The organism is Phreatobacter sp. GW821-FHT04C01, assembly GCF_059420385.1.
The window spans coordinates 147,076-173,552 of sequence record NZ_JBWKTP010000009.1; the positions used below are offsets into that span (position 1 = coordinate 147,076).

Sequence of the window (26,477 nt, forward strand, 5' to 3'; positions counted from 1 at the left end):
CTTCCGGGCCGCCGCCGCCCTCGCCTTGATGATCATCTTAGGAAAAACGCGCGCCCGCGCGGGGACCTATTCCGATAACCAAGGCTTAAGCTCGACCGCATTAGATTGCGGGCTTCGGCCGGCAGCGGCGCAGGAGATCCCATCATGTCCGTGATCGGCTCGAGCGGCTTCTACGACCTCTCGCCCTACCAGCAATCGCAGGTATGGAGCTCCAAGCGCGCCTCGGCGATCGGCGACTCGCTGACCACCAACAACGCATTGATCAACTCGCTGTCGGGCGAGAGCAATTCGGTCATCTCGGTGCTGGCCGGCGCCACCGGCGGCGACGGCTCGCTGGTGTCCATGCTCGGGGGCGCATCGACCACCACGGGCGCCGCCGACGCCAACGCGCTGTTCGGCGGGGGCCTCGGCGCTTCTCCCGAGGAGGCGCTGCAGAACGCGGTCACCGGCGGCAAGACCAACGACGCCATCGCCCAGGAAAACCTGATGGCCCAGATCATCAAGACCCGCCAGGCCAAGGAAGCCGAGGCCAAGGCCGGCGCCAAGGTCAATATGATCGCCTGAGGCCGACGCGCGGCCAAGCTCAGGCGCGCCGGAATGCATTTGACGCGCGTTGCGCCGGCCCGCTCGCACACCGAAAAAGCGCAACGGAATCAACCCTCTCCCAAAGGGAGAGGGTGGGTCCGGAGGACCCGGGTGAGGGGTCGTCCATTTCAGGACAGGGCGGTATGCGCGACGCACATCCCGATCAGTTCTGCGCGCCTACGCCCCTCACCCGGCGCCTGACGGCGCCACCCTCTCCCTTTGGGAGAGGGTCGATCCGAGGCTCCCTGCCGGTGCCACCGCCCGCGCCCGACGGAACGGTCCAAACCCCGCCCCCTTCCATCGGCCTTTCCTGCCACCCGGCAATTCCTGCCGGTTAACTCCTGCCGTGTCGCCACGGCCACAGGCTCGTCACTTAAGCCATTCTATTCGCGCCGCTTTTTCCGCCCCGACCAAGGAATTAACCATTCGGTAAGGTTAACAGGTAAGAGTGCCCTGCGAATGGCGCGCGACAGATTCGCCGCGCCTCGACCGGGGGCATCTGATGAGCGACATCGTTCTGTCGAAAGGCATTCGCAGCAACCTGCTGTCGCTGATCGATACGGCCGGGCTCCGCGATCAGACGCAGAACCGCCTGTCGACCGGCAAGCGGGTCAATTCGGCGCTCGACAATCCCGGCAACTTCTTCTCGGCGAGCCAGCTCAACGGCCGCGCCGCCGACATCACCAACCTGCTCGACGGCATCGGCAACGCGGTGCAGACCCTGCAGGCGGCCGACAACGGCATCACGGCGATCATCAAGGTGGTCACCAACATGCAGGCCATCGCCCGCCAGGCGCAGGGCTCGGCCTCGACGCTGGCGCGCCTCAACGGCCTGACGCCGAAGGACACCTCCGGCACGCCGACGGCGCTGACCGGCTCGACCCCGCTCACCAATGCCGGCTTCACCGTCGGCAAGGTGCTCACCCTGACCACCGGCACCAACCGGACGACCACCCTGACGGTCGCCGCCGGCACCACGGTCCAGGACCTGATGGATGCGGTCAACAACAACACCGCCAGCACCGCCGCCGCGGTCGGCACCGGCGTGACGCTCGGCAGCGCCGCCGGCGCCGACGCCAAGGCGTCGCTGACGCCGGACGGCCGCCTGCTGATCGAGGCGGTGGGAACCCAGCCGCTGTCGATCACCACCGACGACACCGCCGTGGCGCTGCGCAATCTCGGCTTCGACGCGACCAATTCCAGCCTGCCGGCCGGCACGGTCAACCCGACCCGCACCGACATCTCCGTGCAGTTCGGCGAGCTGCGCCGCCAGATCGACCAGTTGTCCAAGGATGCCGGCTATAACGGCGTCAACCTGCTCGACGGCGACACGCTGCAGGCCATGTTCAACGAGAAGCAGACCTCGTCGCTGACCATTACCGGCGCGCGCCTGTCGACCACCAAGGACCTGGCGATCAAGCCGGCCTCGAACAATCTGCAGACCGACAAGGACATCAACGACGCGCTCAACGACCTGACCTTCGCGATGAACAAGCTGAGGGCCCAGTCGAGCGCCTTCGGTTCCAACCTGGCGCTGGTGCAGATCCGCCAGAAGTTTACCCAGGACCTGGCCAACACGCTGAAGACCGGCGCCGACAACCTCACCCTCGCCGACATGAACGAGGAAGGCGCCAACATGCTGGCGCTGCAGACCCGCCAGCAATTGTCGACCCAGGCGCTGTCGCTGGCCAACCAGGCCGACCAGGGCGTGCTGCGCCTGTTCGGCTGAGACATCGCCGCCTTCAGGCGATCCGGACGGCGGGGCCTCGCCCCGCCGCGGTCGTTTTCAGGTCTCGTTCACCGCGCCGACCGTCAGGGCTGCGCTGCACGCCGCCGCCGCTGCGCTTGTGATAAGCTCTTGCCTTGTTTCGAATCGCACACGGAGAGGCCTCATGGCGCTCAAGGTGGAACTGAAAGCCGGCGAGAAATTCATTCTCGGCGACAGCGTCATCACCAACGACGACCAGCGCACGCGCCTGACCATCGAGGGCGAGGCGCCGATCCTGCGCGAAAAAGACGTGATGACCATGGAGGCGGCCGACACGCCGTGCAGGAAGATCTATCTGGTCGTCCAGCTGATGTATCTGTCGCGCGACCCGATCAAGCATCACGAGATGTATTTCGAGATGGTCAAGGACGTGCTCGAGGCGGCGCCCTCGACGCATCCATACATTAGCGAAATCAACAATCACATATTAACCGGTTCGCTATACAAAGCCCTGAAGGCCACCAAGGGCCTGATCGAGTACGAAGGGACTCTGCTCAATCATGCATCACGGAGCAGCGGCGTACGCGTCGACGGCTAGGATCACCGCAACGGCCAACCCGCGCGAGCTGGAAGCAAGCCTGCTTCTGAAGGCCGCGGCCCGTATTCAGGCGGTGAAGGACCAATGGCCGGGCGCGCACGGCGAAATGAGCCACGCGCTCAACTTCAACCGCAAGCTCTGGACGCTCCTGACCACATCGGCGACGCGCGCGGAAAATCCGCTGCCGCTCGAGATCAAGAACAATATCGCCAATCTCGGCATGTTCATCCTGAACCGCTGCCTCGAGATGGAAATCGAGCCCGCCCCCGAAAAGCTCAACGTGCTGGTCTCGATCAACCGCAACATCGCCGCGGGCCTCGCCGGCCGCGGGTGAGTGGCGCGAATAGCGAATAGTGAATAGCGAATAGGGATGAAGCGCCGAGCGCGCCGATCAACCTTCTCCCAAAGGGAGAGGGGTCGTCCATTTCCGGATGAGGCGACATGCGCCACGAGCGTGGGGATCGGTTCTCAGCGCCTACGCCCCTCACCCGGCGCCTGACGGCGCCACCCTCTCCCTTTGGGATAGGGTTTGCTGCGCGCGGCGGGCTGCATGCCCTACTCGCCATTCGCCATTCGCCATTCGCCATTCGCCTACATGTAATTGACCAGCGTCAGCTTCGACAGCATCGAGCTGGTCTGGTAGCTCGCCTGCATCATCGTCTGCAGGGCCATGATCTGGGCCGCGACCGTCTCGTTGGTGACCCCGGTCACGCCCGCCAGCAGGTCGGTGAGCATGGCGTCGGAATCCTTGTGCCGCGCCTTGGCCGCGTCGGCGTTGGAATTGGCCGAGGCGATCTCGACCTGGATCGAGGTGATGGTCTGCGCGGCGCCGACGCCCGACAATCCGCTCGACACGCGCGAGGCCAGGGCCTGGTAGCGGTCCTTGGCCTGGGTATCGCCGTTCTGGAAGGTGACCGCGCTCGCCACCGCCAGGTTCTGCACGGTCGCCCGCAGCGCCTCCTCGTCGGCGCGCGCGCCGTAGCTGATCGACACGGCGCTGTCGACCTGGGCCGCGGCGGTGGCGCGGGCGTCGGTCGACACCCGGTCGCCCTGATACCAGCGCACCGTCCGGTTCTCGGCATTGGCAGGGGTGTCGAAGGCGACCGCATCCGCCATGGTCCCGGACGCGCCCGGCACCAGCCGTTTGGCGACGCCGGGATCGACCGCCGGCGGGCCGGCCAGCGCCGCCGGATTGGTCTCGCCCTTGAAGAAATCCTCGCCGGCTTCGGTCGCCGAAGCCGCGGCGAGGCTGGTCGAGACCAGGTTGGACAGCCGGTCGCCCAGCGCGCCGCGCATATTGGCGAGCGTCTCGGTCTGGCTGGCGCCGATACGGAACTGGCCGGGCGCCACCGTCGTGGCATCCGCCGCCACCGCGGTGAGCGTGATCCGCTCGGTCGAGCCATCGGGCAGCTTGAAGCCGATGGTCATGTTCTCGCCGGCCTGGGCGTTACTGGTTCCCGACGCGGCGATCGACAGCGAGGCCGGCGGCCCGGCGGTCACCGTCGCGGCGGTGCCGCCGACCGAACCCGAGACATTGTCGATCTTCAGGCCGAACGGATGGGTGCCGTCCTCGGCCAGCGTGATCGGGCTGGCCGCCGCACCCGACAAGGTCAGCCGGCCGGTCGCGCCGGCGTCGCGCTCGGGCGAGGACGACGACGAACCGAGATCGGCCTGCATGCGCTCGAGCAGCGCCTTCTTGAAGCCGTCCTTGGTGCCCTGCCCGGCCATGATGTCGTCGCGCTCCAGCACCGGCGGCGTGCCGGTCTGGCGGCCGCCGAACAGGTAGCGCCCGCCATCGTCGCTGTTGAGCATGCCGATGACGGCGTCCAGCCCGTTGCTGGCGGTCAGCTGGCCGACGGTCTGCCCCGAGGCCAGCGTGAAATCGACCGACAGCAGCGCCGTCTTGGTGCTGGCGACCGACTTCTGCATGCCGGTCAGCGCGGTGTTCATGATGCTGATACGGGTCTGCACCAGCGAGATATTCTGCTGATAGGAGGCGATCTGCGCGCGCGAGCCCTGGACGCTCAGCGCCAGCGAGCGGTCCGAGCCGAGCCCGCCATAGGTCTCCGATCGCTTGCCGGACCCGAGCTGGCGCTGCAGGTCGACGAGCTGGTTCTTCATCTGCAGGAAATCGGCGCCGGCGAAGCCCGGGACTATGCCGGAAGTACGGATGGCCATGGATCAGTCCTCACATCTGCCGGAGGATATCGAACATCTCCTTGACCGCGGACATGACGCGCGCATTGGCGCCATAGGCGGTCTGGAGCTGGATGAGCATCGACATCTCGGTGTCGATATTGACGGCGGAACTGGCGTCGTAGCGCGCCTGCAGCTGGTTCAGCACCACCTGCTGGCCGTCATTGAGCTGCTTGGCGGTATCGGCCTGATCGCTCTGGCTCGAGATGACGGTGCGGGTATAGGACAAGAGCGAGCCCTGGTACGGCGCCCCGGCCGAGCCGACGCCGGCCTCGGGCGAGAAATAGCGCGTCGCGCTGGTCAGTGCCTTGCTCAGGAAGTTCGGCCGGGTGGCGTCCGAATCCATCGTCCGCGGGCTGGTCTGCATCACCACCAGGCCGCTCGGATCGGCTTTCAGCGCGGCATTGATGTCGAGCCGGCCGGCAAGCCCGGTGATCTGCGAGCCCGAGGCGGTGATCTTGTCGGTATAGAGGCCGCCCGGCGCGGTATTGTCGGTGAAGAAGGGCAAGGCCGGCGTGCCGCCATTGATCGTCTGCGCCGTGACATTGGCGGTCGCCTGGCTGACCGAGGCGCCGCCGGTCACCGTCGGGTCGGCCAGCACCCGCAGATTGCCGCCCGAGACCGACACCGAGAAGGCACCGGCCGGCGCCCCGGCGCTGGCCGCCCAGGCGTCGATCGCCGACTGGATCTGGCTGGCGTGGCCCGCCGCGGAATTGCCGGTCAACCGCAGGACCTTGTCGTTCGGGTCCGCGGTCATCGTATCGGTCATCGGCACCGTGGTGTCGTCGACGCGCTTGAAGGTGAACTTCTGCTTCACCCCGTTGACGGTCGCCTCGACCGTCACGCTGTCGCCATCGGACAGGCCCGGTCCCAGCGGCGTGTCGAAGCCGGTGGTCGGGCCGGGCCCGGCAACCGTTGCCGGCGTCGAGCTCGACGATGTCCCGAGCGCCTGGGCAAGGCCGGCGGCGATCTGGTCGAGCTGGTCCTGCGCCGCCACCAGCGACTTGTCGCGCAGCTCGACCAGCGCGCCGATCTTGCCGGATTTGAACACGCCCTGGGCGATCAGGTCGACGGTCGATCCGCCGATATTGGCGGTGATGGTGCCGACCGTCCGCTTGGCCGGGTCGGTATCATACTGGTTGGCCGCGCCGATCAGGCCGCGGCTGTCGAAGCTCAGGGTCGGCGTGGTGCCGCTGAGCAGCACGAAGCCGTTGCCGCCATAGAGCTGGACGCCGTCATTGGAGTCGTAGGAGACGCGCACGTCGACATATTGCGAGATCTGGTCGACCAGCGCGTCGCGCTGGTCCAGCAGGCCGGCGCGCGAGGCATCCGACGGGCCGGTGACGCGCAGCGTCTCGTTCATCGACTGCAGGTTGGAGAGCAGCCCGTTCAGCGTCTTGGTCGCGTCGGCGAGCCCCTGTTCGGCATCCTGGCGCATGCCCTGGACCGTGTTGGTCAGCGAACGCAGCGTCTGGGTCAGGACGGTCGCGGAGTTGATCACGCCGGAGCGCGCGGTGGCGCTTTCCGGCGAGGTCTGCAGGGTCTGGAACGCGGTGGAGAAATTGTTCATCACCGTGTCGAGCGCGCGCGCCGAGCCGGGCGCGCCGAAAGCCTCGTCCAGCCGGCCGTAGAAGCTCGCCCGGGTCGAGGCATACATGCCGTTGGAGCGCTCGGTGATCAGCTGGCGCTGCACGAAGGCGTCGAATTCGCGCCGGACACTGCCCGCCTGCACGCCGCCGATCTGATCGCCCGACAGCAGGGCTACGGGATCGATCGTCTTGCGCGTATAGGTCGAGTTGCCGGCATTGGCGACGTTGGCGCTGGTCAGGCTCATCGCGGTCGAGGTGAACCGCAATCCGGACAGCGCGTTGCTGAGGGCACTCGTGAGGGCCATGTCCCGTCACTCCTTGACGCCTGATGTCAGGATCCGCCCGTGGGCGGATCACGATGCCGAGGCCATCCGCGCTCAGCGGATCATGTTGATGGTTTCCTGGAGCATGGAGTTCGAGGTGGTCACGATGCGCGTGTTCGCGGCATAGGCCTGCTGCGTCACGATCAGCTTGGTGAACTCCTCGGAGATATCGACATTCGAGCCCTCGAGACTGCCCGAGACGATCTTGCCGCCGCCGCCGAGGATCGGCGATCCCGACTCGGCGGTCTCGGCGAAGGCGCCGCCATCCATGCGCTTCAGGTTGTTCTCACCCTGGAACGTGGCGAGCGGCACCTGGAACAGGTCGATCGCCTGGCCGTTGGTATAGTTGCCGCGCACCCGGCCGGTATCGGTGATCGAGATGCTGGCGAGCTTGCCCGCGGCATAGCCGTTCTGGTCGATCGTGGTGACCTGAACGGTGCCGTCGGTGCGGGCATATTGGGAAATGCCGTTGGTGCCGATATCGAGCTTGACGTTGCCGACATTGACGCCGTTGACCGTCAGGTTGTTGATCGTCGGCGGGGCGGTCGGCGCGGTCATCTGCCCGGTATTGAAGGTGAAATCGCTGCCGATCCGGGTCCAGGCCTCCGTGCCGGAGCCGGAATTGGACTGGTAATAGGCGCTCCAGGTGTCCTGCACCGCCGGCGGGCCGGCCGAGGCATTGGCGGTCTTGGCCCAGCGCACCTGGACGTTGACCGGATTGCCGAGCGGATCATAGGCGGTGATCGATCCGCCGGAGACCGAGGAGGCGACGAATTTGGCGGCGTCGCTGGCCGACGTATAGGCGGCCGCGCCGGGAGCCAGGCCCGGGTCGATCAGCTCGCTGCCGGGGACCGAGGCGGATGCGCGGGCCGTCGCCGGCACGGTCGGCAGGCTGGCGCGATAGATGATCGACGACGTCGCCTTGGCCGGGATCACGTCATTGGTGATCTGGATCGCGCTCGGCGAACTGCCCGAAGGGTTGCCGGTGGTCGGGTCGAGCTTCAGGCCGCGCAGGTAGTAGCCGGCGCCATTGACCATGTAGCCGTTGCTGTCGACGGTGAAGTCGCCGCGCCGGGTGTAATAATTGACATTGGCGAAGACCGGCTTGCCGTCGAGCGAACCGGTCGACTGCTGGACGATGAAATAGCCGCTGCCATTGACCGCCAGGTTGGTGTTGACGCCGCTCGCCGTGACCTGGCCCTGGATCGTGTTGGTCGAGCGCGACTGGGCGGTGACCGAACCGGAAACCTCGCGTTTCGGCGCGCCGTCGGGGATCAGGTCGACGAAGCTGGTATCGATCCGCTTGAAGCCCGTCGTCTGCGAATTGGCGATATTGCCGGAGATATTTTCAAGCGCATAGGACTGCGCCGAGAGACCGCTGACCGCCGTCGTCAGCGCGCCGAAGATACCCATGACATTCCTCCCCCGGGCCGAACGGCCGATACAATCGCGCGATGCGTCGGCACCGCCCTCGGCCAGGGCTTTGCAGCGGCCATGCCAAGGCACGGCCGAACGATTTCAACGATTTACGTGGTTAACCAAAGGTTGTTTCGAGGCCGCCCGGCAAGATCGGCTGCCGGTCCGGCAATTTCTGCCGGGTGCTTGCGGCGCCCGGCGCGGCCCCCTACCCTGCCCGGCCTGTACCGTTCGGCACTGATTTTGGTTTCAAGGAGCATCCATGGCGTCCCGGCGTTTCGAGGGCACGAGCGACTATGTCGCGACCGACGACCTGAAAGTGGCGGTCAATGCCGCGATCACGCTGGAGCGACCGCTCCTGGTGAAGGGCGAACCCGGCACCGGCAAGACCGTGCTCGCCATCGAGATCGCCAAGGCGATCGGCGCGCCGCTGATCGAATGGCACGTCAAGTCGACCACCAAGGCCCAGCAGGGCCTCTACGAATATGATGCCGTGTCGCGGCTGCGCGACAGCCAGCTCGGCGACGAACGGGTCAAGGACATCGCCAACTACATCAAGCGCGGCAAGCTCTGGGAAGGCTTCACCGCCGACGTCCGCCCCGTGCTGCTGATCGACGAGATCGACAAGGCCGACATCGAATTCCCCAACGACCTCCTGCAGGAGCTCGATCGGATGGAATTCTTCGTCTACGAGACCGGCGAGACGGTGAAGGCGCTGCGCCGCCCGGTGGTGATCATCACCTCCAACAACGAGAAGGAGCTGCCGGACGCCTTTCTGCGCCGCTGCTTCTTCCACTATATCAAGTTCCCCGATGCCGAGACCATGGGCCGCATCGTCGAGGTCCATTTCCCCGGCATCAAGCAGAAGCTGGTCTCAGAGGCGCTGCGCATCTTCTACGAGGTCCGCGACGTCCCCGGCCTGAAGAAGAAGCCCTCGACCTCCGAGCTGCTCGACTGGCTGAAGCTCTTGATGGTCGAGGACATGAGCCCGGAGACCCTGCGCGAGAAGGATCCGCGCAAGTCGATCCCGCCGCTGCACGGTGCCCTGTTGAAGAACGAGCAGGACGTGCATCTGTTCGAGCGCCTGGCCTTCCTGGCCAAACGGGGCTGATGCGGACGATGATGGAGGGGCGGATGCGCTGGGCGGTGGTTGCCGTCGCGGTCCTCGGTCTCGCCGGCTGCGCGCAGCTGGCGACCGAAGCCACCCCGCCCGGGCCGCAGGCGCCGGCGTCGCCCTGGGCGATCGAACGGCAGGTCGCGCGCTGCCGGCTGACCCAGTCGGGCGGCACGCAGTCCAGCGTCGCGGGGGGCGGCGGCCTGTTCATCGGCGGCTCGGTCACCGCCATAAGCCGCACCGAAACGCCGGAAACCGAGGGTTGCCCGGCCATCCTGGCGCTGACCGACGAGGATGTCGGCGAGATCCGCACCCTGGTCCAGGCCACCGGCGCCAGCGCGCGCGGCCTCGACACCAATTGGCGGAGCCGCACCGGCCTGCGCCGGGACATCACGCTGTCGGTCTATCCGGAAACCGCCGGCGGCAACCGCCGCTGCCGCATCGTATCCGCCGTCCTGACCGTGTTCGGCGGACCGGCCGATATGCTCGTCGGCCCGTCGCCGCCGGTCACTCTGGACGAGCAGCGCCTCTGTCGGGCGCCGTCCGGCGGCGCCTGGGAGCCCAGCTAGGGCTGCGGCACCGCGTGTGTCATGACGGATTGATTGCCGCACGCGGATGAAGTCGTGGATATCAGGGACAAGCCCGGGCAAGATGAAACATGGCGCCCGGGGAGATACGATCACCGGGCCGCACACGAGGGCCGGTTGGGCTGGCCATCCCCTGCATGGCGGGCCGAGCGGACTGCAACGCCCTGTCCCCGAGCATCCGCTTTCTTCACCGCCCTGTCGAAATGACATCGCCTCGCCCGACATCCCGACGCCGGACTATGATGCCGGCATCGAGCAAAGGACGAGCGACATGCGCTATCTGCTGATGCTTTACGCCGACGAAATCGCCGGCTCCAAGATCCTGCCAGCGGACATGGGCAAGTACATGGACCAGATGTACGCCTACAAGGCCGCGCTCGAAAAGGCCGGCGCCTTTGTCGACACCCATCCGCTGGCGCCGACGAGCCAAGCCTGCACCGTGCGCATGGACAGTGGTGAAATGAAGGTCCATGACGGCCCCTATGCCGAGACGCGTGAGCAGTTCGGTGGTTATTTCATCATCCAGGCGCCCGACATGGATGCCGCGCGCACATGGGCCGCGCGCTGTCCGGCCGCCACCTGGGGCAGCATCGAGATCAGGCAGATCGTCAGCCATTCCAGGCCATGACGGAGGCTGCGAAGGCCGCCGCGGCGCACCAGGCCGTCGAACGCGCGGCGCGCGACGGCTATGGCCGCCTGGTGGCCTTCCTCGCGGCCCGCACCGGCGACGTCGCCGGTGCCGAGGATGCGCTGGCGGAAGCCTTCGCCGCAGCGCTTGGCCAATGGCCGGCCGATGGCGTGCCGGCCAATCCCGCCGCCTGGCTGCTCACCGTGGCGCGGCGCCGGCGGATCGACACCTTGCGCCGCGCGCAGCCGGGACCGGCCCACATGGAGCACCTGAAGCTCATGGCCCAGGAAATGGCTGACGAAATCGACGCGGCCGCGGCGGCGCCCGACGGCATCCCGGATCGGCGCGTCGCCCTGATGTTCGCCTGCACCCATCCCGCGATCGAACCGGCGATCCGCACCCCGCTAATCCTCCAAGCCGTCCTCGGACTGAGCGCCGCCGACATCGCCGCCGCCTTCCTGGTGCCGCCGGCGACCATGGGCCAGCGCCTGGTGCGCGCCAAGGCGCGGATCAAGGACGCCGGCATTCCCTTCGAAATTCCGGCCAGGGACGAATGGCCCGGCAGGCTCGACGCCGTGCTGGAGGCGGTCTATGCGGCCTATGCCAAGGGCTGGGCCGATGCCGGCGACGCCGGCACGCCCGCGCTTGCCGGCGAGGCGATCTGGCTCGGCCGGGTCGTCGTCCAGTTGCTGCCCGGCGAACCCGAGGCCAAGGGCATGCTGGCGCTGATGCTCCACGCCGAGGCGCGCCGGCCGGCGCGGCGCGATGCCGAGGGCGCCTATGTGCCGCTCGACGCGCAGGATAGCGGGCTCTGGGACCTCGGCTTGATCGACCAGGCCGAACAGCTGCTGTCGGAGGCCAATGGCGGCGGCCCGAGCGGGCGCTATCAGATCGAGGCGGCGATCCAGTCCGCCCACGCGGCCAGGCGGCTGTCCGGTGTCGCCAACCGTGACGCCGTCGCCGCCCTCTACGACCTGCTCTTCGTGCTGGCGCCCTCGCCGGTCGTGGCGCTCAATCGCGCCATGGCACGCGCCGAGATCGACGGCCCGGCCGCCGCGCTGGCCGCGATCGAGCCGCTCTCGGCCGACCGGCGCATGACCGACTACCAGCCCTATTGGGCCGCCCGCGGCCAGCTCTGCGCGGCGGCCGGACAGCACGACGCCGCCCACGAGGCCTTGACGCTGGCCATCGGGCTGACGCCGGATCCGGCGGTCCGCCACTATCTGTTGCACCAGCGGGACCGGCTCCGCAGCAGCTAGCCCGGATTTCACAGGCCGCTCACGGCCTTTTGTTTCGGCGCGGCGACTTTGCCGGACATGCCAGCGACATGACGCGGAAACAGATGCCCGCCAGCATGCCGGGCATGGACAGCATCACCCTCGGCATCTGCCTGATCACCGCCTGCCTCATCGGCCTCTTCGCCTATGTCGACCAGCGCGCCGGCACGGACGACGGCGGCGCTGATTTCAAGACAAGGCCAGAGGCGAGCCGGGATCGCCGACCAGGACCACGCCCATGAACTCGACCCTCGGCATTGTCATCGCAGTCATCGGCGGCGGCGCAGCGCTGCTCGCGGTCGTGTTCGGCCGATCGAGCAGCGACAGTTCGGACAGCGACTCGCCCTCGTCGAGCGACAGTGATACCGGCTCGTCCTCCTCCGATAGCGGCGGTGGTGGCGACGGCGGCGGCGGCGGCGACTGAAGCCATCAGCCGGCACGGGACCTGAACGTCAGCACCGGGTATAGGCCGGCAAACACTTGCGCCCGGCGCTCCGGGCCCCTTCATTGGCCGGCTTGTCCCGGCGCGCAGCCCGGCACCTGGCTTTGCCAGTCGGCGACCGGGATGGCCTCCCTCAGATCGGCATCCTCGGTCAAGGTGATGAAGCCTTCCTCGCGCGCCGGCTTGAGATAACTCGACACCCGGACGGGACCGGCGGGTATGGCTGAGCGGGCGCAGCCGCCGGAGACGCGGATCTCGATGCTGCCGCTCAGGCGCGGCCCCTGGCGCCGCGACTCGCGGATCCGGGTCTGCAGCGCGGTCAGCCGCGGCACGTCGCTCGGGTCGACCCGCCAGACGCTGAGCGCGAAGCCCGTCCGCGCCTCCCGGGCAAGCCCTGCCCTCTCGGCCGGCGCCGTCGTTTCCACCAGCACGAAACGGTCGGCCGTTTCGGGCCGGCCCTCGGCCCTGGTCTTGATGGTCATCACCGCGTCGCCCGGCCGCAAGGCCAGAACGGCCGGCAAGCGGAGGCCTGCCCTGACCTCGCTGAAATCCATGGTCAGGAAGTCGAGCCGCATCAGCCGCGGCAGGCTCGACAGCGAAACGCCGAAGCAGCCCGACAGGACCAGCGACACCGCCATCAGCACGAAGGCGCGCGACAGGCGCGGCAGCGCCATGCCGATGCCGCCCGACAGCGCCAGCGAAAAGGCCAGCAGGGCGAGGGAGGGGGACAGGCGAGGGAGACCCATGGAACATTTCCGATTTGACGGGGATTAATTATCGTATTACAGAAATAAAATATTGAGTCAAACGGAGCGATCTCGTGACGCATATCATTGACCACCGTGACCTCGCCGAAGTCGCGAAGACCGCCGACCGCCGGGCGCGCTGGGCCCGCATCATGTCGGGAGCGACGCTTGCCGGCATTGCCATCGCGGTGGTCGGCACGGTCTGGGTCTGGGCCGACCAGCACCTGGTGCGGACCATCCTGGCGCCGCATTTCGGCCTGGCCGGCCAGCCGGTGACGGTCACGCCCATGGTGCAATTGACCGGCATCGCCTTGTCGGTGCCGCCGATCGCGCTGCTGACCTATCTGCTGTTGCAGGCCCGCGCGGTCTTCACCGGCTTCGCCAATGGCGTGACCATTGGCGATCTGGTCGCGGTCCGGGTCAGGCGGATCGGCTGGATCCTGGTGATCAAGGGATTGCTGACGCCGTTCTGGCGCGCCGCGGCGAGCCTGATCCTGACGCTCGCCAATCCCAGCGGCCAGCGGGCCATCGCCCTCAATATCGGGCTCGACGACATTCTCTGGGCGATCGTCGGCGGCCTGCTGGTCGCGATCGGCTGGACGCTGCGCGAGGCTGCCCGAATCGCCGAGGAAAATGCGAGTTTCGTCTGATGCCGATCCTGGTCAATCTCGATGTCATGCTGGCGCGCCGCAAGATGCGCTCGAAGGAACTCGCCGCGCGTGTCGGCATAACCGAGGCCAATATCTCGCTGCTGAAATCGGGCAAGGTGAAGGGCATGCGTTTCGAGACGCTCGACGCGATCTGCATGGCGCTCGAATGCCAGCCCGGCGACATTCTCGAATATGTCGGCCCCGACGATCCGCGCGCGGCGCTGGCCGGCAAGGAATGAGCGCGGCGCGCCAGATACTCCGGCTTTCGGCATGGGATGACGGCCGGCATTTCCCCGCTTAAACTCGCCGCATGTTCATCACCTTCTTCCACGATCTGAAAAAGGCCGGCGTGCCGGTCACGGTGCGGGAATATCTGACGCTGATGGAGGCGCTGGACGCCGACGTCATCGAGCGTTCGCCCGAGGATTTCTATTACCTGTCGCGCGCCACCCTGGTGAAGGACGAGCGCAATATCGACAAGTTCGACAAGGTCTTCGGCGCCACCTTCAAGGGCCTGGAGACGGTTGCCGAAGGGCTCGAGGCCGAAATCCCCGAGGAGTGGCTGCGCAAGCTCACCGAGAAGTTTCTGACCGAGGAGGAAAAGAAGCAGATCGAGGCGCTGGGCGGCTGGGACAAGCTGATGGAGACGCTGAAGCAGCGGCTCGCCGAACAGAAGGGCCGCCACCAGGGCGGCAACAAATGGATCGGCACCGGCGGCACCTCGCCCTTCGGCGCCTATGGCTACAACCCGGAAGGCATTCGCATCGGCCAGGACGGCAACCGCAATTTCCGGGCGGTGAAGGTCTGGGACAAGCGCGAGTTCAAGGACTACGACGACACGATCGAACTCGGCACGCGCAACATCAAGATCGCGCTGCGCCGCCTGCGCAAATTCGCCCGCACCGGCTCGCCCGACGAGCTCGACCTGGACGGCACCATTCGCGAAACCGCCCGCCACGGCTTTCTCGACGTTCAGATGCGCCCCGAGCGGCGCAATTCCATCAAGGTGTTGATCTTCTTCGACGTCGGCGGCTCGATGGACTGGCACATCCAGCTCTGCGAGGAATTGTTCTCGGCGGCCAAGGCCGAGTTCAAGCACATGGAATATTTCTATTTCCACAACTGCCTTTACGAGAAAGTCTGGAAGAAGAACTCCAGGCGCTTCGACGAGACCGTGCCGACCTGGGACGTGCTGCACAAATATGGCAACGACTACAAGGTGATCTTCGTCGGCGACGCCTCGATGAGCCCCTATGAGATCGCCCAGCCCGGCGGCTCGGTCGAGCATTTCAACGAGGAAGCCGGCGTCACCTGGCTGAAGCGCATCTCGGCGGTCTATCCCTCCATGGTCTGGCTCAACCCGGTCCAGCAGAAGCATTGGGAATATACCCATTCGGTCGGCATGGTCCGCGACCTCATGGAACAGCGCATGTTCCCGCTCACCCTGCACGGGCTCGACAAGGCGATGAAGGAACTGGTGCGGTAGGGTGAAGGCAAACGAGCGCAGCCAGGCGGCTGCTTCGTCCGCACTCTGGCCAGGCCGTCCCACAGGCTTCTACGTCACCCCCGGCGAGCGAAGGGAGGAAAGGGGGTCCAGGAGCTGCAGAGCTCCCACTCCAACGCCGCGAGACCATCTGAACGCATGCGCTGAGAGCGCGGACGAAGCGGCCCCTGGATCCCCTTCCCCTCGCTTCGCTCGGCCGGGGATGACGGAGGAGGTTCAGGCGCGTTTCGCGAAGGTCGAATCTGCAAGCCTCTCCCCGAAAGCATAGACTGCTCCGGCCACCTCGGCCTGGGCTGGACTCGCCCCTGCCCGCGCCCTAGACCCCAGACCATGACCGAGCCCGCCAGCGCCCACCCCGCCGATGCCCTCTGGCGCGATGCCAAGGGGCAGCCGTTCTTTCGTCATCGGCCGAAGCTGGTGGGCGCCGAGATCACCTTCACGCTCGAGCCAGACGCGCTGGCCTGGAGCGACGGCAAGGTCGAGGGCCGCATGCCGCTGCACCAGATCGGCGACGTCCGCATCGTCTACCGTCCGGCCAATCTCTACACCCGGCGCTTCCGGGTCGAGGTCAATCAGCGGCTCGGCAAATCGGTCTGGTTCGCCAATCTCAGCTATCGCGGCCTGATGGAGGTCGAGACCAACGACCAGCCCTTCGCCGCCTTCGTCCGCGAACTGCTCGCCCGTATCGCCAGGGCCTCGCCCAAGGCGCGCTTCCTCGGCGGCGAGCCGGCCTGGCGCTACGGCCTGGTCGGCCTGTTCAGCCTGGTGCTCGCGGGCGCGGCGGTGATCGTCGGCATCGAGGCGGTCAAGACCCTGACCTGGGCGCTCGCCGGCGCGGTGCTGGTGGTCGCCGGCTACATGGCCTGGCAGATGGTCCAATGGCTGATCCGCAACAAGCCTGTGGCCATCGACCCGCAAGATCCGCCGGCAGCCCTCTTGCCGTGACACACGGGCCGGCCGCGGCCACCCCGTCGATCAGCTCTCCGGCAGCGCCTCGAACAGACCTTCATAGCCCGATACCAACCCGTCGCCATCGACCGCGATCAACGCTTCGAACCCCTTGGCGACACCGAGGTCGACATAACGCCAGCGATCCGGCCCGATGGCTTCGTAGCGCTGCCGCGACGGCGTCACCGTCAGTTCGGGAGCGGCGACATAGGCGACGGTCAACGCGCCGCTCCGGCCGGCCATCATCCTGATCGCCAGCGTGTTGCAGAACGGCGTGGCCGACAGGTCGAGCTCGGCGCAGCCGTCCAGGTCGGGCCGCGCGACGCCGTCGACCCGCCATGCGGTGTCGCCGGCCCGCTCGATCGAAAGCGACCTGACCGCCTCGGCCGCGAGATCGATATGCAGGCTGCGCGTCCGCCAGTTGCCGTCGAGCTGCCAGCGATAGTCGAGGCCGAAGGGCGCCGCCCCGGCGTGAACGAGCGAGGCCGTCACCAGCATCCCGTCATGCACCGGCCGCAGGCGGCAGACTTCCAGACCCGGCTCGTCCAGCCGGCGCCATCGCCTGATCATGTCGCCCTCCATCTCACCCATGCCGCGCCCGCCATTCCGACAGCGGGACCCGGCCGAGATCCGGACGCGGCGTCTCCGGCAGCATGGCGATGAACTCCAGCGAATGGCCGTCGGGATCGCTGAAATAGACGCTCGCCGCCGGCATCCAGGTCAGCACCACCGGCTCGTTGATCAGCCGGTTGTCGCCGTCGGTCGGCGTCAGGCCCTGGGCGCGCAGCGCCGCCACCGATTTTTCGACATCGCCCACATCGACCGAGAAGGCGATGTGCAGGCGCATCGACAGCGGCGCCGAGCCGATCGACCAGAGCCCCAGCATGGCCGTCTCGGGTTTCGGCACCCAGAAGAAGGCGACATTGCGTTGGGCGATCGTATAGGCCAGCGGCAGCCCGAGCACGTCGCGATAGAAGGCGATCGAGCGGTCGAGGTCGCTCACCGTCAGATGGGTTTCATAGAGGCTCTTGACCGGCACGATCATCGGGCGTCTCCAAGCAGGACCTGAAATTCCCGCCAGGCCTCGGCATGCAGCTCGAAGCCGATGCCGGGGGCTTCGGGCAGGGCCACATGACCATCGACGACCTCGGCCTTGTCGGCCAGGCCGCGAAACGGCGCGAAGGCCAGGGGATTGACCTCGGCGCCGCCGAGGCCGAGGGCGGCGACCACATGCAGGCCGAACAGGTGGCCGCCATGCGGCCAGAAGGCCTGGCGCGGCCAGCCCCGCGCGGCGAGGTGATCGACGATGCCGAGATAGCCCGGCAGGCCATAGCAATGGACCGGATCGAACACCAGAATGTCGCGGTCGCGCCGGAGCCCGCCATGCCCGTCGAGCAATTTGGCCTCGGCCAGCGAGAACAGCGCCTCGCCGGCGGCGACCGGCCCCGGATAGGCGGCCGCGACCTGCGACTGCGTGACGAAGTCGAGCGGGTCGCAGATGTCTTCGAACCACCAGAGGCCGAAGGGCGCCAGCATGGCCGCCGTCGTGAGGCCGCTGCCGGCATGACAGGAATTCATCGCATCGACCGCCAGATGGCCGCTGTCCGCCAATTGCCGCGCCGCGACCTCGATCCGCCGCCGGTCCTGGTCGAGCCCGGCGCCGCCGATCTTGATCTTGGCGTGGCTGTAGCCGAGATCGGCGAACCGGCGGATCTCCTCGGACAGGCGGGCCATGTCGTCCCGCGGATGATAATAGCCGCCGCCGGCATAGACGCGCACCCGCGCCGGGGCCTCCGGGCCTCGTCCGACCCGGTCCGCCAGGAAGCGGTGGAGCGGCGATCCGGCGATCTTCGCGGCCGCATCCCAGATCGCCATGTCGAGCGTGCCGACGGCAACACAGCGCTCGCCGTGGCCGCCCGGCTTCTCGCCGGCCATCATCGCCGCCCAGGCCTTGAACGGATCGAGATTGGCGCCGACATCGTCGGCCAGCCCCGCATCGCCCGCCGCCAGCAGCCGCGGGGCGAAGCGCTCACGGATCAGGCCACCCTGGCCGAACCGGCCGACCGAGGCATAGCCATATCCGACGACCGGCTTGCCCGCCCGCACGACGTCGGTGACGGCGGCGACCAGGCTGGTGGTGAGGCCGCCGGACGGCGCGGCCGGATCAGCGTAGCGGGAGACCGGAATGGTCCTTTCCCTGATCTCGACGATGCGCATTCCGGAACGCCCCCCGCCGGGCCGCCGTGGCTCAGGCCGCCTCGTCGCGAATGACCATGACCGAGCAGGCGGCGTGGCGCACGACATAGGTCGAATTGGAGCCGAGCAGATAGGTCGACAGGCCCGGCCGGTGCGAGGCCATGACGATCAGGTCGGTATGGGCCGCCCGCGCCTCTTCCAGGATCTCGTGATAGGGCCGGCCATGGCGGATCTTCACGTCGACCTGGCTTTCCGGCAGGCCGGTCTCGCGTGCCAAGCGCACCAGCGCCTCCTGGGCCTCGCGCACCTGGTTCTCGCGAAAATCCGGCGGCAGGTATTCGGCCGCCATGACCGGGGAATCCAGCACCACCGCGAGCAAAGTCAGCGTGCCGCCATTGGCCTTGACCATCGGCAGGGCGGTCGCGATGGCGCGCGCTTCGAGCCCGGGTTCGTTGACGTCGACAGGACAGAGCACGGTCTTGAACATCGAGGCCTCCTCGGTCTGACGGCCGGGCCCTGCGCCCACGGACGCTGCCCGCGATACATCCTCTGGTACCCATGCTCCCACGGGAGCCACCGCCGATCAAACCGCCGAACCGCCTTAACGTTCCCTCTCCGCCTTGCTCGCCGAGAAGGTCAGCGCATCGCCGGCGAGATCGCGCAGATCCGGCCGTGGAGCTTGTATATAGGGAAGCGGCCGCGTCACCGCGATGGCTGTGACACCAAGCCGCGCGGTCAGGAGGCCGTTGAGCACGCCCTCGCCGAGCTTGGCCGAGAGCTTGGAAGCGAGGCCGGCGCCCAGGATCTGGTCGAGCACGGTGTCGCCGGCCGCCATGCCGCCGGTCAGCGCCATATGGGTCATCACATGGCGGGTCAGCTTGAACATGCCGAAGGTGCCGGGACGGCCGCCATAGAGTTCGGCGAGCCGGCGCACCAATTGGATCGCCGAACCGAACACCACCGCGAGGTCGACCGCGGCGCGCGGGCTGACGGCGGTGACGACCGAGACGCGGCGGGCGGTTTCGGCGACCATCCGGGTCGCCTCGCGGTCGAGCGGCTCGAGGATCTCGCGCTCGACGATCCGCAGGCGCTGCGGCCCGTCGATAATGCCGCCGAGAATGGCCTCGCCGAACAGGGTCCGGCCGCGTGCGGTGCGTGGATTGGCCGACAAGGCCGCCACCAGGTCGTCGGCGACCTGAGCGCAGGCCCGGTCGTCCTTGGCCGCGAGCGCTTCCTCCGCCCGCTCGCGCAGGCGGTCGAACCGGGCGAGCCGGCGCAGCGACACCAGTTCGCGGACGAGCAGGACGAGGCCCGCCCCCAGGAACAGCGCGAGCGCGGCGACCCCGACCCAGCCGAGCCAGGCGGCCCGGGCATAGAGGTCGTCGATCAGCCGCGACACCGCCAGGCCGAAGGCGAGCGACAGGAGCGCCCCGAGGCCGGTCCAGAACAGCTTGACCCAGCGGCTGGTCGGTGGCGGTGCCGCCGGTGGCGGGATAATCGCTTCGACGGCCGGGCCGGACCGGTCCGGCACCGGCGCATCCGAGGGCGCCGCGATCTCGACATCGGCCTGGTCGAGCCGGAAGGCCGCCGGCTTCTTCGGAGCGATGCTCATGTCAGCCGGTCTCCAAACAGGAACTCGACCGCACGGTCGAGGCGGATATGCGGCAAGGGTCTGGTGGGGTCGACCGGCGGCGGCCGGAACCGCACGAACCGGTAGTCGGCGCCGTCGAAGGCTTGCGGGCCGGTGAACAGCACCGCCGGATCGGCCGGCAATTCGCCGGGAAACACCGCGATCTCCGACTGGCCGTCGAAGGTCTCCGCGCCCGCGGTCTCACCGGGCAAGGGCGTGCCGACGATACAGGCGAGCGCCTCGCCGCGCCGGTTGACCGTGGTCTCGCGGGTGGCGCGCAGCGACGCCAGCGCGATCGCATCGACCTTGGCGCCGGCGAATTCGGCGCGCTTGATCGCCCGCTCGGTGAGCCGGCCGAGCAGCGCCTCCAGCCGGTCGTGGCTCGTCTGGTGCAAATGGTCGGCCTTGGTCGCGGCGAACAGGATCTTGTCGATGCGCCGCGCCAGGATCGCCGAGACGAAGGAGTTGCGGCCCGGACGGAATGCGGTGAGCACGTCGGCGAGCGCCAGTTCCAGGTCGGCCAGCGCCGGCGGCCCGGCATTGAGCGCGGCGAGCGCGTCGACCAGCACGATCTGCCGGTCGAGAGTGGCGAAATGATTGGCGTAGAACGGCATGACCACCAGCCGCTTGTAGCTCTCGAAGCGCCGCTCCATCAGCGCCGCCAGGCTGTCGCCGGGCGGTTCGCGGCCGCCCAGCTCCATCGGCGCGAAGGTCAGCGCCGGCGACCCCTCCATTTCGCCGGGCAGCAGGAAACGCCCGGGCGGCAAGGTCGACAGCGACACCCGCTCGTCGCGGCAGGCCTTGAGATAGGCGGTGAACAGATCGGCAAGCCGGCGCGCGGTCATTTCGTCGGCGCGGCCGAACGGGTCTGCCTCCGCCAGCGCCGCGCGCCAGGGCCCGGACAGATCCTTGCGCGGCGCATTGCCGGCCGCCTCCAGGCTGCGGCGCGACCATTCGCCATAGGATTGGGCGAGCAAAGGCAGGTCGAGCAGCCACTCCCCGGGATAGTCGACGATGTCGAGGGTCAACGTCTTCTCGGTGCCGCGCATCAGCCCGGAATTCGAGGCGAAGTCGATGGCGAGCCGGATCTCGCTGATCCGCCTGGTGCCCTCGGGCCAGATCCGTTCCGGCCCGGTGAGGCTGGCCAGGTGGTCTTCATAGGCGAAGCGCTGAATGCCGTCATCGGGCTGCGGCTCGAGCCTGACCCGGGCGATGCGACCCTGCGCCTGCGCGTCGAACACGGGCCAGCGCGAGGCGGTCAGGAGGCCGTGGACCAGGGCGGTGATGAACACGGTCTTGCCCGAGCGCGACAGGCCGGTGACCCCGAGCCGCAAGGTCGGGTTGACCCAGTCGGTGGCATAGGCGGCGATCGAGCGGGCGGCGAGCCGGGACTCGTTCAGAATGCCGGTCCAGACCATCTCATTCGGCCTCGCCGTCAAGATCGCGCGGCGTCAGGAAGGCGACGAGCCGGCCGCATTTCGGCCGGATGTCGCGCCAGCGCGCGATGTCGCAATCGATCACCGCCAGCGCGCCGGTCGGATATTTCGCCGAGAGCCGGCGCCACTGGGCCGGCGGCCCTTCGGCGACCAGGCCGGCGGCGAGCGCCTCCATGCCGGGATTATGGCCGACCAGCGCCAGGCTTTGCGTCTTCTCGGAGGCCTTGCCGATCACCGCCATCAGCATGCCGACGGAGGCGTGATAGAGCCGCGCCTCCTCCAGGCCCGCCGGCAGCAGCGGAGCCGCCGCCCGTGCCAGAGCCCAGGTCTCCTGGGTGCGCTTGGCGCTGGAGACCAGCGCGCGCTCGGGCACATAGCCGCGCTCCGCCATCGCCTCCCCCATCAGCGGCGCGGCGCGGCGGCCGCGGCCGTTGAGCGGACGTTCGTGGTCGGCCACGCCTTCCGGCCAATCCGACTTGGCGTGACGCAACAGGATCAGCCGGTGCATGGGGCCCTCGCGAGTGGCCCGATATGTGCGCGATCGGGCCGGCCGAAACAAGCGGCGCTGTGTCGCGGGAGAGAGGGAGGCGGATATCAAGTCGGCATGGGGGCTCTACCGGCGAATGCGAGCTTGACGCCGCAGCGTGCTCCAGCACGGTTTCCGGAACAACGCGCGTGAACCACCGTTTTCACCTCGCGCCGGCGCGAAGAGATCGGACGACATCCTGGAATGGACGCCCCCTCCGTCCGGGTGCCGACCTTGACCTTACGGCGCCAATCGTCTTGGCCGGGCTTGTCCCGGCCATCCACGAATTCTCATCTTCGCTCCCCGCTCGCCTGTCGCAATGGTTGAGCTCGATCCGCTTGCAGGCGTCTCGCAACGGCCGGCGCGCAGACCCGATGGGATCGATCTCGAGGATAGCGCGCTGAATTCGTGGATGGCCGGGACAAGCCCGGCCAAGACGAAGTGTGATGCTTGCGAGGCCAGCCTGGGGCGGATCGATCTCGTCGCGACTCGCCATTCGCGGCCCCTCACCTCCGCTCGCTCAGGATCAGATAGAGCCCGCTCGCCACCACGATCATCGCGCCGATGAAGACGTTGAGCGCCGGCATCACGCCGAAGATGAACCAGCCGGCCAGCACCGACCAGATCAGCTGGACATATTGCATCGGTGCGGTGACCGAAGCCGAGGCGAAGCGGAAGGCGATCATCATGAAGGACTGGGCGATCAGCTGGATCGCCGACACGCCCGCGACGATCGCCATGATCCGCCAGGGCACCGGCTGCCAGTGCGGAAAGGCCAGGGCTCCCGCGATCAGCACCAGGAACAGGTTGAAATAGACGATGACCGCGAGACTGCTCTCGGTGCGCGCCAGGTCGCGCATGGCGACCATGGTGGCCGCCCAGGTCGCGGCCGAGATCAGCACCAGCAGCGCGGCGAACGAGATGCCGCTGGCATCGGGCTTGACGATGACCAGGGCGCCGGCAAAGCCGACCACCACCGCGATCCAGCGGTTGACCGGCACCGGCTCGCGCAGCGCCAGGCCCGACAGCGCGACGACGAAGAACGGCGTGACGAACAGGATGGTGGTGGCGACCGGCAGATCGAGCGTCCGCAGGCCTTCGAAATAGGTGACGATGGACACCGCCGAAAGCGCGGCGCGGAAGATGTGCGTGCCGATCCTGCGGGTGGCGAGCCGGCCCGAGCCATCGGCCAGTCGCCAGAGCATCAGCGGCGACAGCAGGATCAGGCCGAAGGCGCTTCTGATCGCGATGATTTGCCAGCTCGGCAATTCCGTGACGATCAGCTTGATGATCACGTCATTGACCGAAATGAAGGTGAAGCAGACGAGCTGCGCTGAGATCGCGGCGAGCGGGCGCTCGGCCGTGGCTGGGGGCATGGCGGTTGTTTCGCTCCTTGCCCAAGGTTTAGGCGAATTCCGTCGCGGACCAAGAGGTCGCGCGGGCATGCCGCCCCTGCGTCAACTCTTGGTTGACTCGGCACCCTCTGGTCGCGTGCCCGATCAGAGCAGTCCGGAGGTGAAAAGGCGCGCCACCGCCTGGGCCCGGCTTCGGGCACCGAGCTTGCGTTTGGCGTTCTCGACATAGCCATGCGCGGTGGTCGACGAAATTCCCAGACGCTCGGCGATCTCGGCGTCGGACAGGCCTTCGGCGACAAAGGCCAGGCAATCGCGCTCCCGCGCCGTCAGAGCGGGCTTGTCGGGCAGATCCGACCCGCTCGGATTGAGTTCGCTCATCCGATGCTGCGCCACCGTCGCCGCAAGCGCGATCGCCGTCACCTCATCCGGCCCCAGCTCGAAGCGTTCGAAGCCGATACTGACCACGGCGACCCGCCGGCCCGGCCCATGGCAAGGCACTGCGAGGCCGTCATCCACACCGCTGTCGCGGGCGAGCGCGAGGCCACGCCAATTCGCCAGGTCGGCAAAGCCCGGAGCCGACCAGCGGAAGGCCGTAGCGCGCCGCGCCGGCCCGAAGATCACTGGATTGCCGGCGTCGAGGCCACGTCGATAATAGTTGTCCAGCCAACCAGCCGGCGAGATCTGGGCCAGCAAATGGCGGCCGGCGACGATCTCCTCGGCGCGAGCGCGCGGCAGGATCGGGAACGAGCCGGCGAACAGGCTGCGCGCGCCGAACGAAGCCAGCGCATCGAGCAGGGCCCGCCCCATCGCCTGCGACGTCCTGGCACCCTCCAAGGCCTCGATGAGGCCGATCGCCTTCGACAGGCACGCAGCCATGCGCGGGAAGCCCGATTACGTCCCGCGCCGGCGCGGAAACCGAGCCCATACCTGACATGTCGGGGCGGTCGCTTCAAGGCCGGCGATGGATCCCGGCCGCGGGAGGCGAGCCTCCTCAGCTCACCCCGAGCTTCTTCTGCAGGCTCGACGACGAGGTGGTGTACTGGAACGTCAGGCGCCGGTCCGGATAGACGTAGCGGTGCACCTTCTGGGCGAACAGCGCCGCCTCGTGGAAGCCCGACAGGATCAGCTTCAGCTTGCCGGGATACCAGTTGATGTCGCCGATGGCGAAAATGCCCGGCGTCGAGGTCTCGAATTTCTCGGTATCCACGGCAATGAGATTTTCGTGGAGGTTGAGACCCCAGCCGGCGATCGGCCCGAGCTTCATGGTCAGGCCGAAGAACGGCAGCAGCATGTCGCAGGCGACCTGGAACGGCTGGTTGTCGGCGCCGCGGCACTGCACCGCCGAAAGTGTTCGGCCGTCGCCCTCGAGGCCGGTCATCTGGCCGAACACCAGGTTCATCTTGCCGGCGGCCACCAGCGCGCGCATCTGGTCGACCGAATGGGGCGCGGCGCGGAACTCGTCGCGCCGGTGCATCAAGGTCAGCGAGCGCGCGATCGGCTGCAGGCTCAAGGTCCAGTCGAGCGCGGAATCGCCGCCGCCGACGATCAGCACGTCGCGGCCGCGGAACTGTTCCATCCGGCGCACCGAATAGAACACCGACGACCCCTCATAGGCCTCGATGCCGGGAACCGGCGGGCGCTTCGGCTGGAACGAGCCGCCACCGGCGGCGATCGCGATGGTCTTGGCCTCGAACACCTCGTCGGCATCGGTCACGACCCGGAACAGCGGCCTTTCGGCCGTGCCCAGCACCTCGATCGCATCGACCTGCTGGCCCAGGTGATATTGGGCGCCGAACGGCTCGATCTGCTTCATCAGATTGTCGACCAGCCCCTGGCCGCTCACCGCCGGGAAGCCCGGAATGTCGTATATCGGCTTTTCCGGATAGAGCTCGGAACATTGTCCGCCGACCTTCGGCAGGATGTCGACCAGATGCGCCTTGACGTCGACGAGGCCGAGTTCGAACACCGCGAACAGGCCGACCGGGCCGGCGCCGATGATCAGACAATCGGTCTCGATGGGGCGGGTCATGGCTCATCCCGGGCAGGTTCAGGTCACATCGTCTCTATCCCGAAGCAGTCCGGCCCGGAACGAGAGACAACGCCGGTCAGCCCTGCCGCTCCGGCGTGGTCACGGTCAGGCCGTCGAGCTCGCCGGTGATCTTGATCTGGCAGGACAGCCTGGATGTCGGCCTGACGTCGAAGGCGAAATCGAGCATATCCTCTTCCATATGGGAGGGCTCGCCGACCGCGGCCATCCACTGCTCGTCGACATAGACGTGGCAGGTCGCGCAGGCGCAGGCGCCGCCGCATTCCGCGACGATGCCGGGCACGCCGTTCTTGATCGCCGCTTCCATCACGGTCGCGCCGATATCACCGGCAACCGAGCGCTTCTCGCCGGCATGATCGATGAAGGTAATCTGAGGCATGGTGGCGCGGCCCTTGACGAATGGAGCGGTCTCTCAAAAGCGAAACCGCCGCATTCTGCGGCGGCGGTCCCGGCGAGCCGTTCAGATAGCGAAAAGCCTGCCCGTTTGCCAGAGGGACCGGTGCATGTCTCTTGGCCGGCGGACAGGCCGGCCGTTGGCTCAGGCAACCCTGCGCAGCCTGGCGATGAAGGCATTGGCCTCGGCCACTTCCGCCTCCAGGCGCTCCAGCTCGGCGATCGCCCGGCCGGAGAGATAGTCGAGCTTGGCGCTCTCCACCGCTTCGGCCGCTTCCGCGACCGCGAAGGCGCCGATGCCGCGGGCCGAGCCGATCAGGGTGTGGGCGGCATAGGCCCAGTCCTTGGCGGTCGTCGCCTGGCGCAGCCGCTCGATCATCGCCCGCGACTGGCGCTCGAACAGCGCGAGAACCTCGAGTTCGAGGTCGCGGTCGCCGAATGTCTGCCGGGCGAGATGGGCGAGGTCGACGGGGCTGCTGTGCCCGGAATGGTCACCGGTCATGATCGCTCTAGGGTCCTGCCTGTCCGGGACAAGGTCGAGCCCCTCTCCCATCGGTCGCCCGATCATCTGCCGGCGCCGGCA

At 67.7% G+C, this 26,477-nt stretch carries 30 protein-coding genes; 14 read left to right on the plus strand and 16 right to left on the minus strand.

Annotation, left to right across the window (positions count from 1 at the left end):
* Positions 1-144 precede the first annotated feature (144 nt).
* The 4 genes from AC07WJ_RS28255 to flaF all read left to right on the plus strand — a co-directional run bounded on the left by AC07WJ_RS28255 (position 145) and on the right by flaF (position 3,225).
* Positions 145-564 (plus strand): hypothetical protein, encoded by a 420-nt coding sequence (locus tag AC07WJ_RS28255; RefSeq protein ID WP_494938032.1) that lies wholly within the window; start codon positions 145-147, stop codon positions 562-564.
* Positions 565-1,087: 523 nt separating this feature from the next.
* Complete coding sequence (locus AC07WJ_RS28260; RefSeq protein WP_494938033.1) at positions 1,088-2,314, plus strand: flagellin N-terminal helical domain-containing protein; 1,227 nt, start codon at positions 1,088-1,090, stop codon at positions 2,312-2,314.
* Positions 2,315-2,477: 163 nt separating this feature from the next.
* Positions 2,478-2,891 carry a flagellar biosynthesis repressor FlbT gene (flbT, locus tag AC07WJ_RS28265; RefSeq protein ID WP_494938034.1) on the plus strand — a complete coding sequence of 138 codons (414 nt, stop codon included), beginning with the start codon at positions 2,478-2,480 and terminating at the stop codon, positions 2,889-2,891.
* Positions 2,854-3,225, plus strand: coding sequence for a flagellar biosynthesis regulator FlaF (gene flaF, locus AC07WJ_RS28270; RefSeq protein WP_494938035.1), 372 nt, complete (start codon positions 2,854-2,856; stop codon positions 3,223-3,225). Before flbT ends, flaF begins: the two co-directional genes overlap by 38 nt.
* Before the next feature lie 257 nt (positions 3,226-3,482).
* Here the strand turns inward: flaF and AC07WJ_RS28275 are convergent, their stop codons facing one another.
* The 3 genes from AC07WJ_RS28275 to AC07WJ_RS28285 all read right to left on the minus strand — a co-directional run bounded on the left by AC07WJ_RS28275 (position 3,483) and on the right by AC07WJ_RS28285 (position 8,412).
* Positions 3,483-5,069: a flagellin family protein gene (locus tag AC07WJ_RS28275; protein ID WP_494938036.1), complete on the minus strand. Its 1,587-nt coding sequence runs from the start codon at positions 5,067-5,069 to the stop codon at positions 3,483-3,485.
* Positions 5,070-5,079: 10 nt separating this feature from the next.
* Positions 5,080-6,981, minus strand: coding sequence for a flagellar hook-associated protein FlgK (gene flgK, locus AC07WJ_RS28280; RefSeq protein ID WP_494938037.1), 1,902 nt, complete (start codon positions 6,979-6,981; stop codon positions 5,080-5,082).
* 72 nt (positions 6,982-7,053) lie between these two features.
* Complete coding sequence (locus AC07WJ_RS28285) at positions 7,054-8,412, minus strand: flagellar hook protein FlgE (protein WP_494938038.1); 1,359 nt, start codon at positions 8,410-8,412, stop codon at positions 7,054-7,056.
* Between the two features lie 265 nt (positions 8,413-8,677).
* On the opposite strand from AC07WJ_RS28285, the gene AC07WJ_RS28290 reads away from it, so the two are divergent.
* The 6 genes from AC07WJ_RS28290 to AC07WJ_RS28315 all read left to right on the plus strand — a co-directional run bounded on the left by AC07WJ_RS28290 (position 8,678) and on the right by AC07WJ_RS28315 (position 12,445).
* The gene (locus AC07WJ_RS28290) at positions 8,678-9,526 is read left to right on the plus strand and encodes an AAA family ATPase (protein ID WP_494938039.1); all 849 of its coding nucleotides are present in this window, start codon (positions 8,678-8,680) and stop codon (positions 9,524-9,526) included.
* A gap of 23 nt (positions 9,527-9,549) precedes the next feature.
* Positions 9,550-10,098 (plus strand): hypothetical protein, encoded by a 549-nt coding sequence (locus AC07WJ_RS28295; protein ID WP_494938040.1) that lies wholly within the window; start codon positions 9,550-9,552, stop codon positions 10,096-10,098.
* A gap of 289 nt (positions 10,099-10,387) precedes the next feature.
* Positions 10,388-10,744 carry a YciI family protein gene (locus AC07WJ_RS28300; RefSeq protein WP_494938041.1) on the plus strand — a complete coding sequence of 119 codons (357 nt, stop codon included), beginning with the start codon at positions 10,388-10,390 and terminating at the stop codon, positions 10,742-10,744.
* Positions 10,741-12,003, plus strand: coding sequence for an RNA polymerase sigma factor (locus AC07WJ_RS28305; RefSeq protein ID WP_494938042.1), 1,263 nt, complete (start codon positions 10,741-10,743; stop codon positions 12,001-12,003). The genes AC07WJ_RS28300 and AC07WJ_RS28305 overlap by 4 nt, the downstream gene beginning before the upstream one ends.
* Positions 12,004-12,071: 68 nt before the next feature.
* The gene (locus AC07WJ_RS28310; RefSeq protein WP_494938043.1) at positions 12,072-12,263 is read left to right on the plus strand and encodes a hypothetical protein; all 192 of its coding nucleotides are present in this window, start codon (positions 12,072-12,074) and stop codon (positions 12,261-12,263) included.
* Positions 12,260-12,445 carry a hypothetical protein gene (locus AC07WJ_RS28315; protein ID WP_494938044.1) on the plus strand — a complete coding sequence of 62 codons (186 nt, stop codon included), beginning with the start codon at positions 12,260-12,262 and terminating at the stop codon, positions 12,443-12,445. The genes AC07WJ_RS28310 and AC07WJ_RS28315 overlap by 4 nt, the downstream gene beginning before the upstream one ends.
* Positions 12,446-12,525: 80 nt before the next feature.
* Here the strand turns inward: AC07WJ_RS28315 and AC07WJ_RS28320 are convergent, their stop codons facing one another.
* Complete coding sequence (locus tag AC07WJ_RS28320; protein ID WP_494938045.1) at positions 12,526-13,209, minus strand: hypothetical protein; 684 nt, start codon at positions 13,207-13,209, stop codon at positions 12,526-12,528.
* A gap of 74 nt (positions 13,210-13,283) precedes the next feature.
* Between AC07WJ_RS28320 and AC07WJ_RS28325 the strand changes: the two genes are divergently transcribed.
* The 4 genes from AC07WJ_RS28325 to AC07WJ_RS28340 all read left to right on the plus strand — a co-directional run bounded on the left by AC07WJ_RS28325 (position 13,284) and on the right by AC07WJ_RS28340 (position 16,308).
* Positions 13,284-13,859: a hypothetical protein gene (locus AC07WJ_RS28325; RefSeq protein WP_494938046.1), complete on the plus strand. Its 576-nt coding sequence runs from the start codon at positions 13,284-13,286 to the stop codon at positions 13,857-13,859.
* The gene (locus AC07WJ_RS28330; protein WP_494938047.1) at positions 13,859-14,098 is read left to right on the plus strand and encodes a helix-turn-helix domain-containing protein; all 240 of its coding nucleotides are present in this window, start codon (positions 13,859-13,861) and stop codon (positions 14,096-14,098) included. Before AC07WJ_RS28325 ends, AC07WJ_RS28330 begins: the two co-directional genes overlap by 1 nt.
* A gap of 71 nt (positions 14,099-14,169) precedes the next feature.
* Complete coding sequence (locus AC07WJ_RS28335) at positions 14,170-15,345, plus strand: vWA domain-containing protein (protein WP_494938048.1); 1,176 nt, start codon at positions 14,170-14,172, stop codon at positions 15,343-15,345.
* Between the two features lie 348 nt (positions 15,346-15,693).
* Positions 15,694-16,308 (plus strand): hypothetical protein, encoded by a 615-nt coding sequence (locus AC07WJ_RS28340; RefSeq protein ID WP_494938049.1) that lies wholly within the window; start codon positions 15,694-15,696, stop codon positions 16,306-16,308.
* A 30-nt stretch (positions 16,309-16,338) separates the two neighbouring features.
* On the opposite strand, the gene AC07WJ_RS28345 is transcribed toward AC07WJ_RS28340, so the two are convergent.
* The 12 genes from AC07WJ_RS28345 to AC07WJ_RS28400 form a co-directional block, all read right to left on the minus strand.
* A complete protein-coding gene (locus AC07WJ_RS28345; protein WP_494938050.1) occupies positions 16,339-16,881 on the minus strand; it encodes a putative glycolipid-binding domain-containing protein in 543 nt (180 codons plus the stop codon).
* Positions 16,882-16,894: 13 nt separating this feature from the next.
* A complete protein-coding gene (locus AC07WJ_RS28350; RefSeq protein ID WP_494938051.1) occupies positions 16,895-17,356 on the minus strand; it encodes a VOC family protein in 462 nt (153 codons plus the stop codon).
* Entirely contained in the window at positions 17,353-18,528 is a 1,176-nt protein-coding gene (locus AC07WJ_RS28355) for an enolase C-terminal domain-like protein (protein ID WP_494938052.1), read from the minus strand. The genes AC07WJ_RS28350 and AC07WJ_RS28355 overlap by 4 nt, the downstream gene beginning before the upstream one ends.
* A 31-nt stretch (positions 18,529-18,559) precedes the next feature.
* Positions 18,560-18,994, minus strand: a complete 435-nt coding sequence (locus AC07WJ_RS28360) for a universal stress protein (RefSeq protein WP_494938053.1) — start codon at positions 18,992-18,994, stop codon at positions 18,560-18,562.
* Positions 18,995-19,108: 114 nt separating this feature from the next.
* Entirely contained in the window at positions 19,109-20,119 is a 1,011-nt protein-coding gene (locus AC07WJ_RS28365; RefSeq protein ID WP_494938054.1) for a YcjF family protein, read from the minus strand.
* Complete coding sequence (locus AC07WJ_RS28370) at positions 20,116-21,555, minus strand: YcjX family GTP-binding protein (RefSeq protein ID WP_494938055.1); 1,440 nt, start codon at positions 21,553-21,555, stop codon at positions 20,116-20,118. Before AC07WJ_RS28370 ends, AC07WJ_RS28365 begins: the two co-directional genes overlap by 4 nt.
* 1 nt (position 21,556) lies before the next feature.
* Positions 21,557-22,081, minus strand: coding sequence for a SixA phosphatase family protein (locus tag AC07WJ_RS28375; protein WP_494938056.1), 525 nt, complete (start codon positions 22,079-22,081; stop codon positions 21,557-21,559).
* 524 nt (positions 22,082-22,605) lie between these two features.
* The gene (locus AC07WJ_RS28380; protein ID WP_494938057.1) at positions 22,606-23,475 is read right to left on the minus strand and encodes a DMT family transporter; all 870 of its coding nucleotides are present in this window, start codon (positions 23,473-23,475) and stop codon (positions 22,606-22,608) included.
* A 123-nt stretch (positions 23,476-23,598) separates the two neighbouring features.
* Positions 23,599-24,330: a helix-turn-helix transcriptional regulator gene (locus tag AC07WJ_RS28385; protein WP_494938058.1), complete on the minus strand. Its 732-nt coding sequence runs from the start codon at positions 24,328-24,330 to the stop codon at positions 23,599-23,601.
* Between the two features lie 115 nt (positions 24,331-24,445).
* Entirely contained in the window at positions 24,446-25,483 is a 1,038-nt protein-coding gene (locus AC07WJ_RS28390) for an NAD(P)/FAD-dependent oxidoreductase (protein WP_494938059.1), read from the minus strand.
* Positions 25,484-25,559: 76 nt separating this feature from the next.
* On the minus strand, positions 25,560-25,880 hold the full coding sequence (locus AC07WJ_RS28395; RefSeq protein WP_494938060.1) for a 2Fe-2S iron-sulfur cluster-binding protein: 321 nt from the start codon (positions 25,878-25,880) through the stop codon (positions 25,560-25,562).
* A gap of 159 nt (positions 25,881-26,039) precedes the next feature.
* Positions 26,040-26,396, minus strand: coding sequence for an Hpt domain-containing protein (locus tag AC07WJ_RS28400; RefSeq protein ID WP_494938061.1), 357 nt, complete (start codon positions 26,394-26,396; stop codon positions 26,040-26,042).
* Positions 26,397-26,477 lie beyond the last annotated feature (81 nt).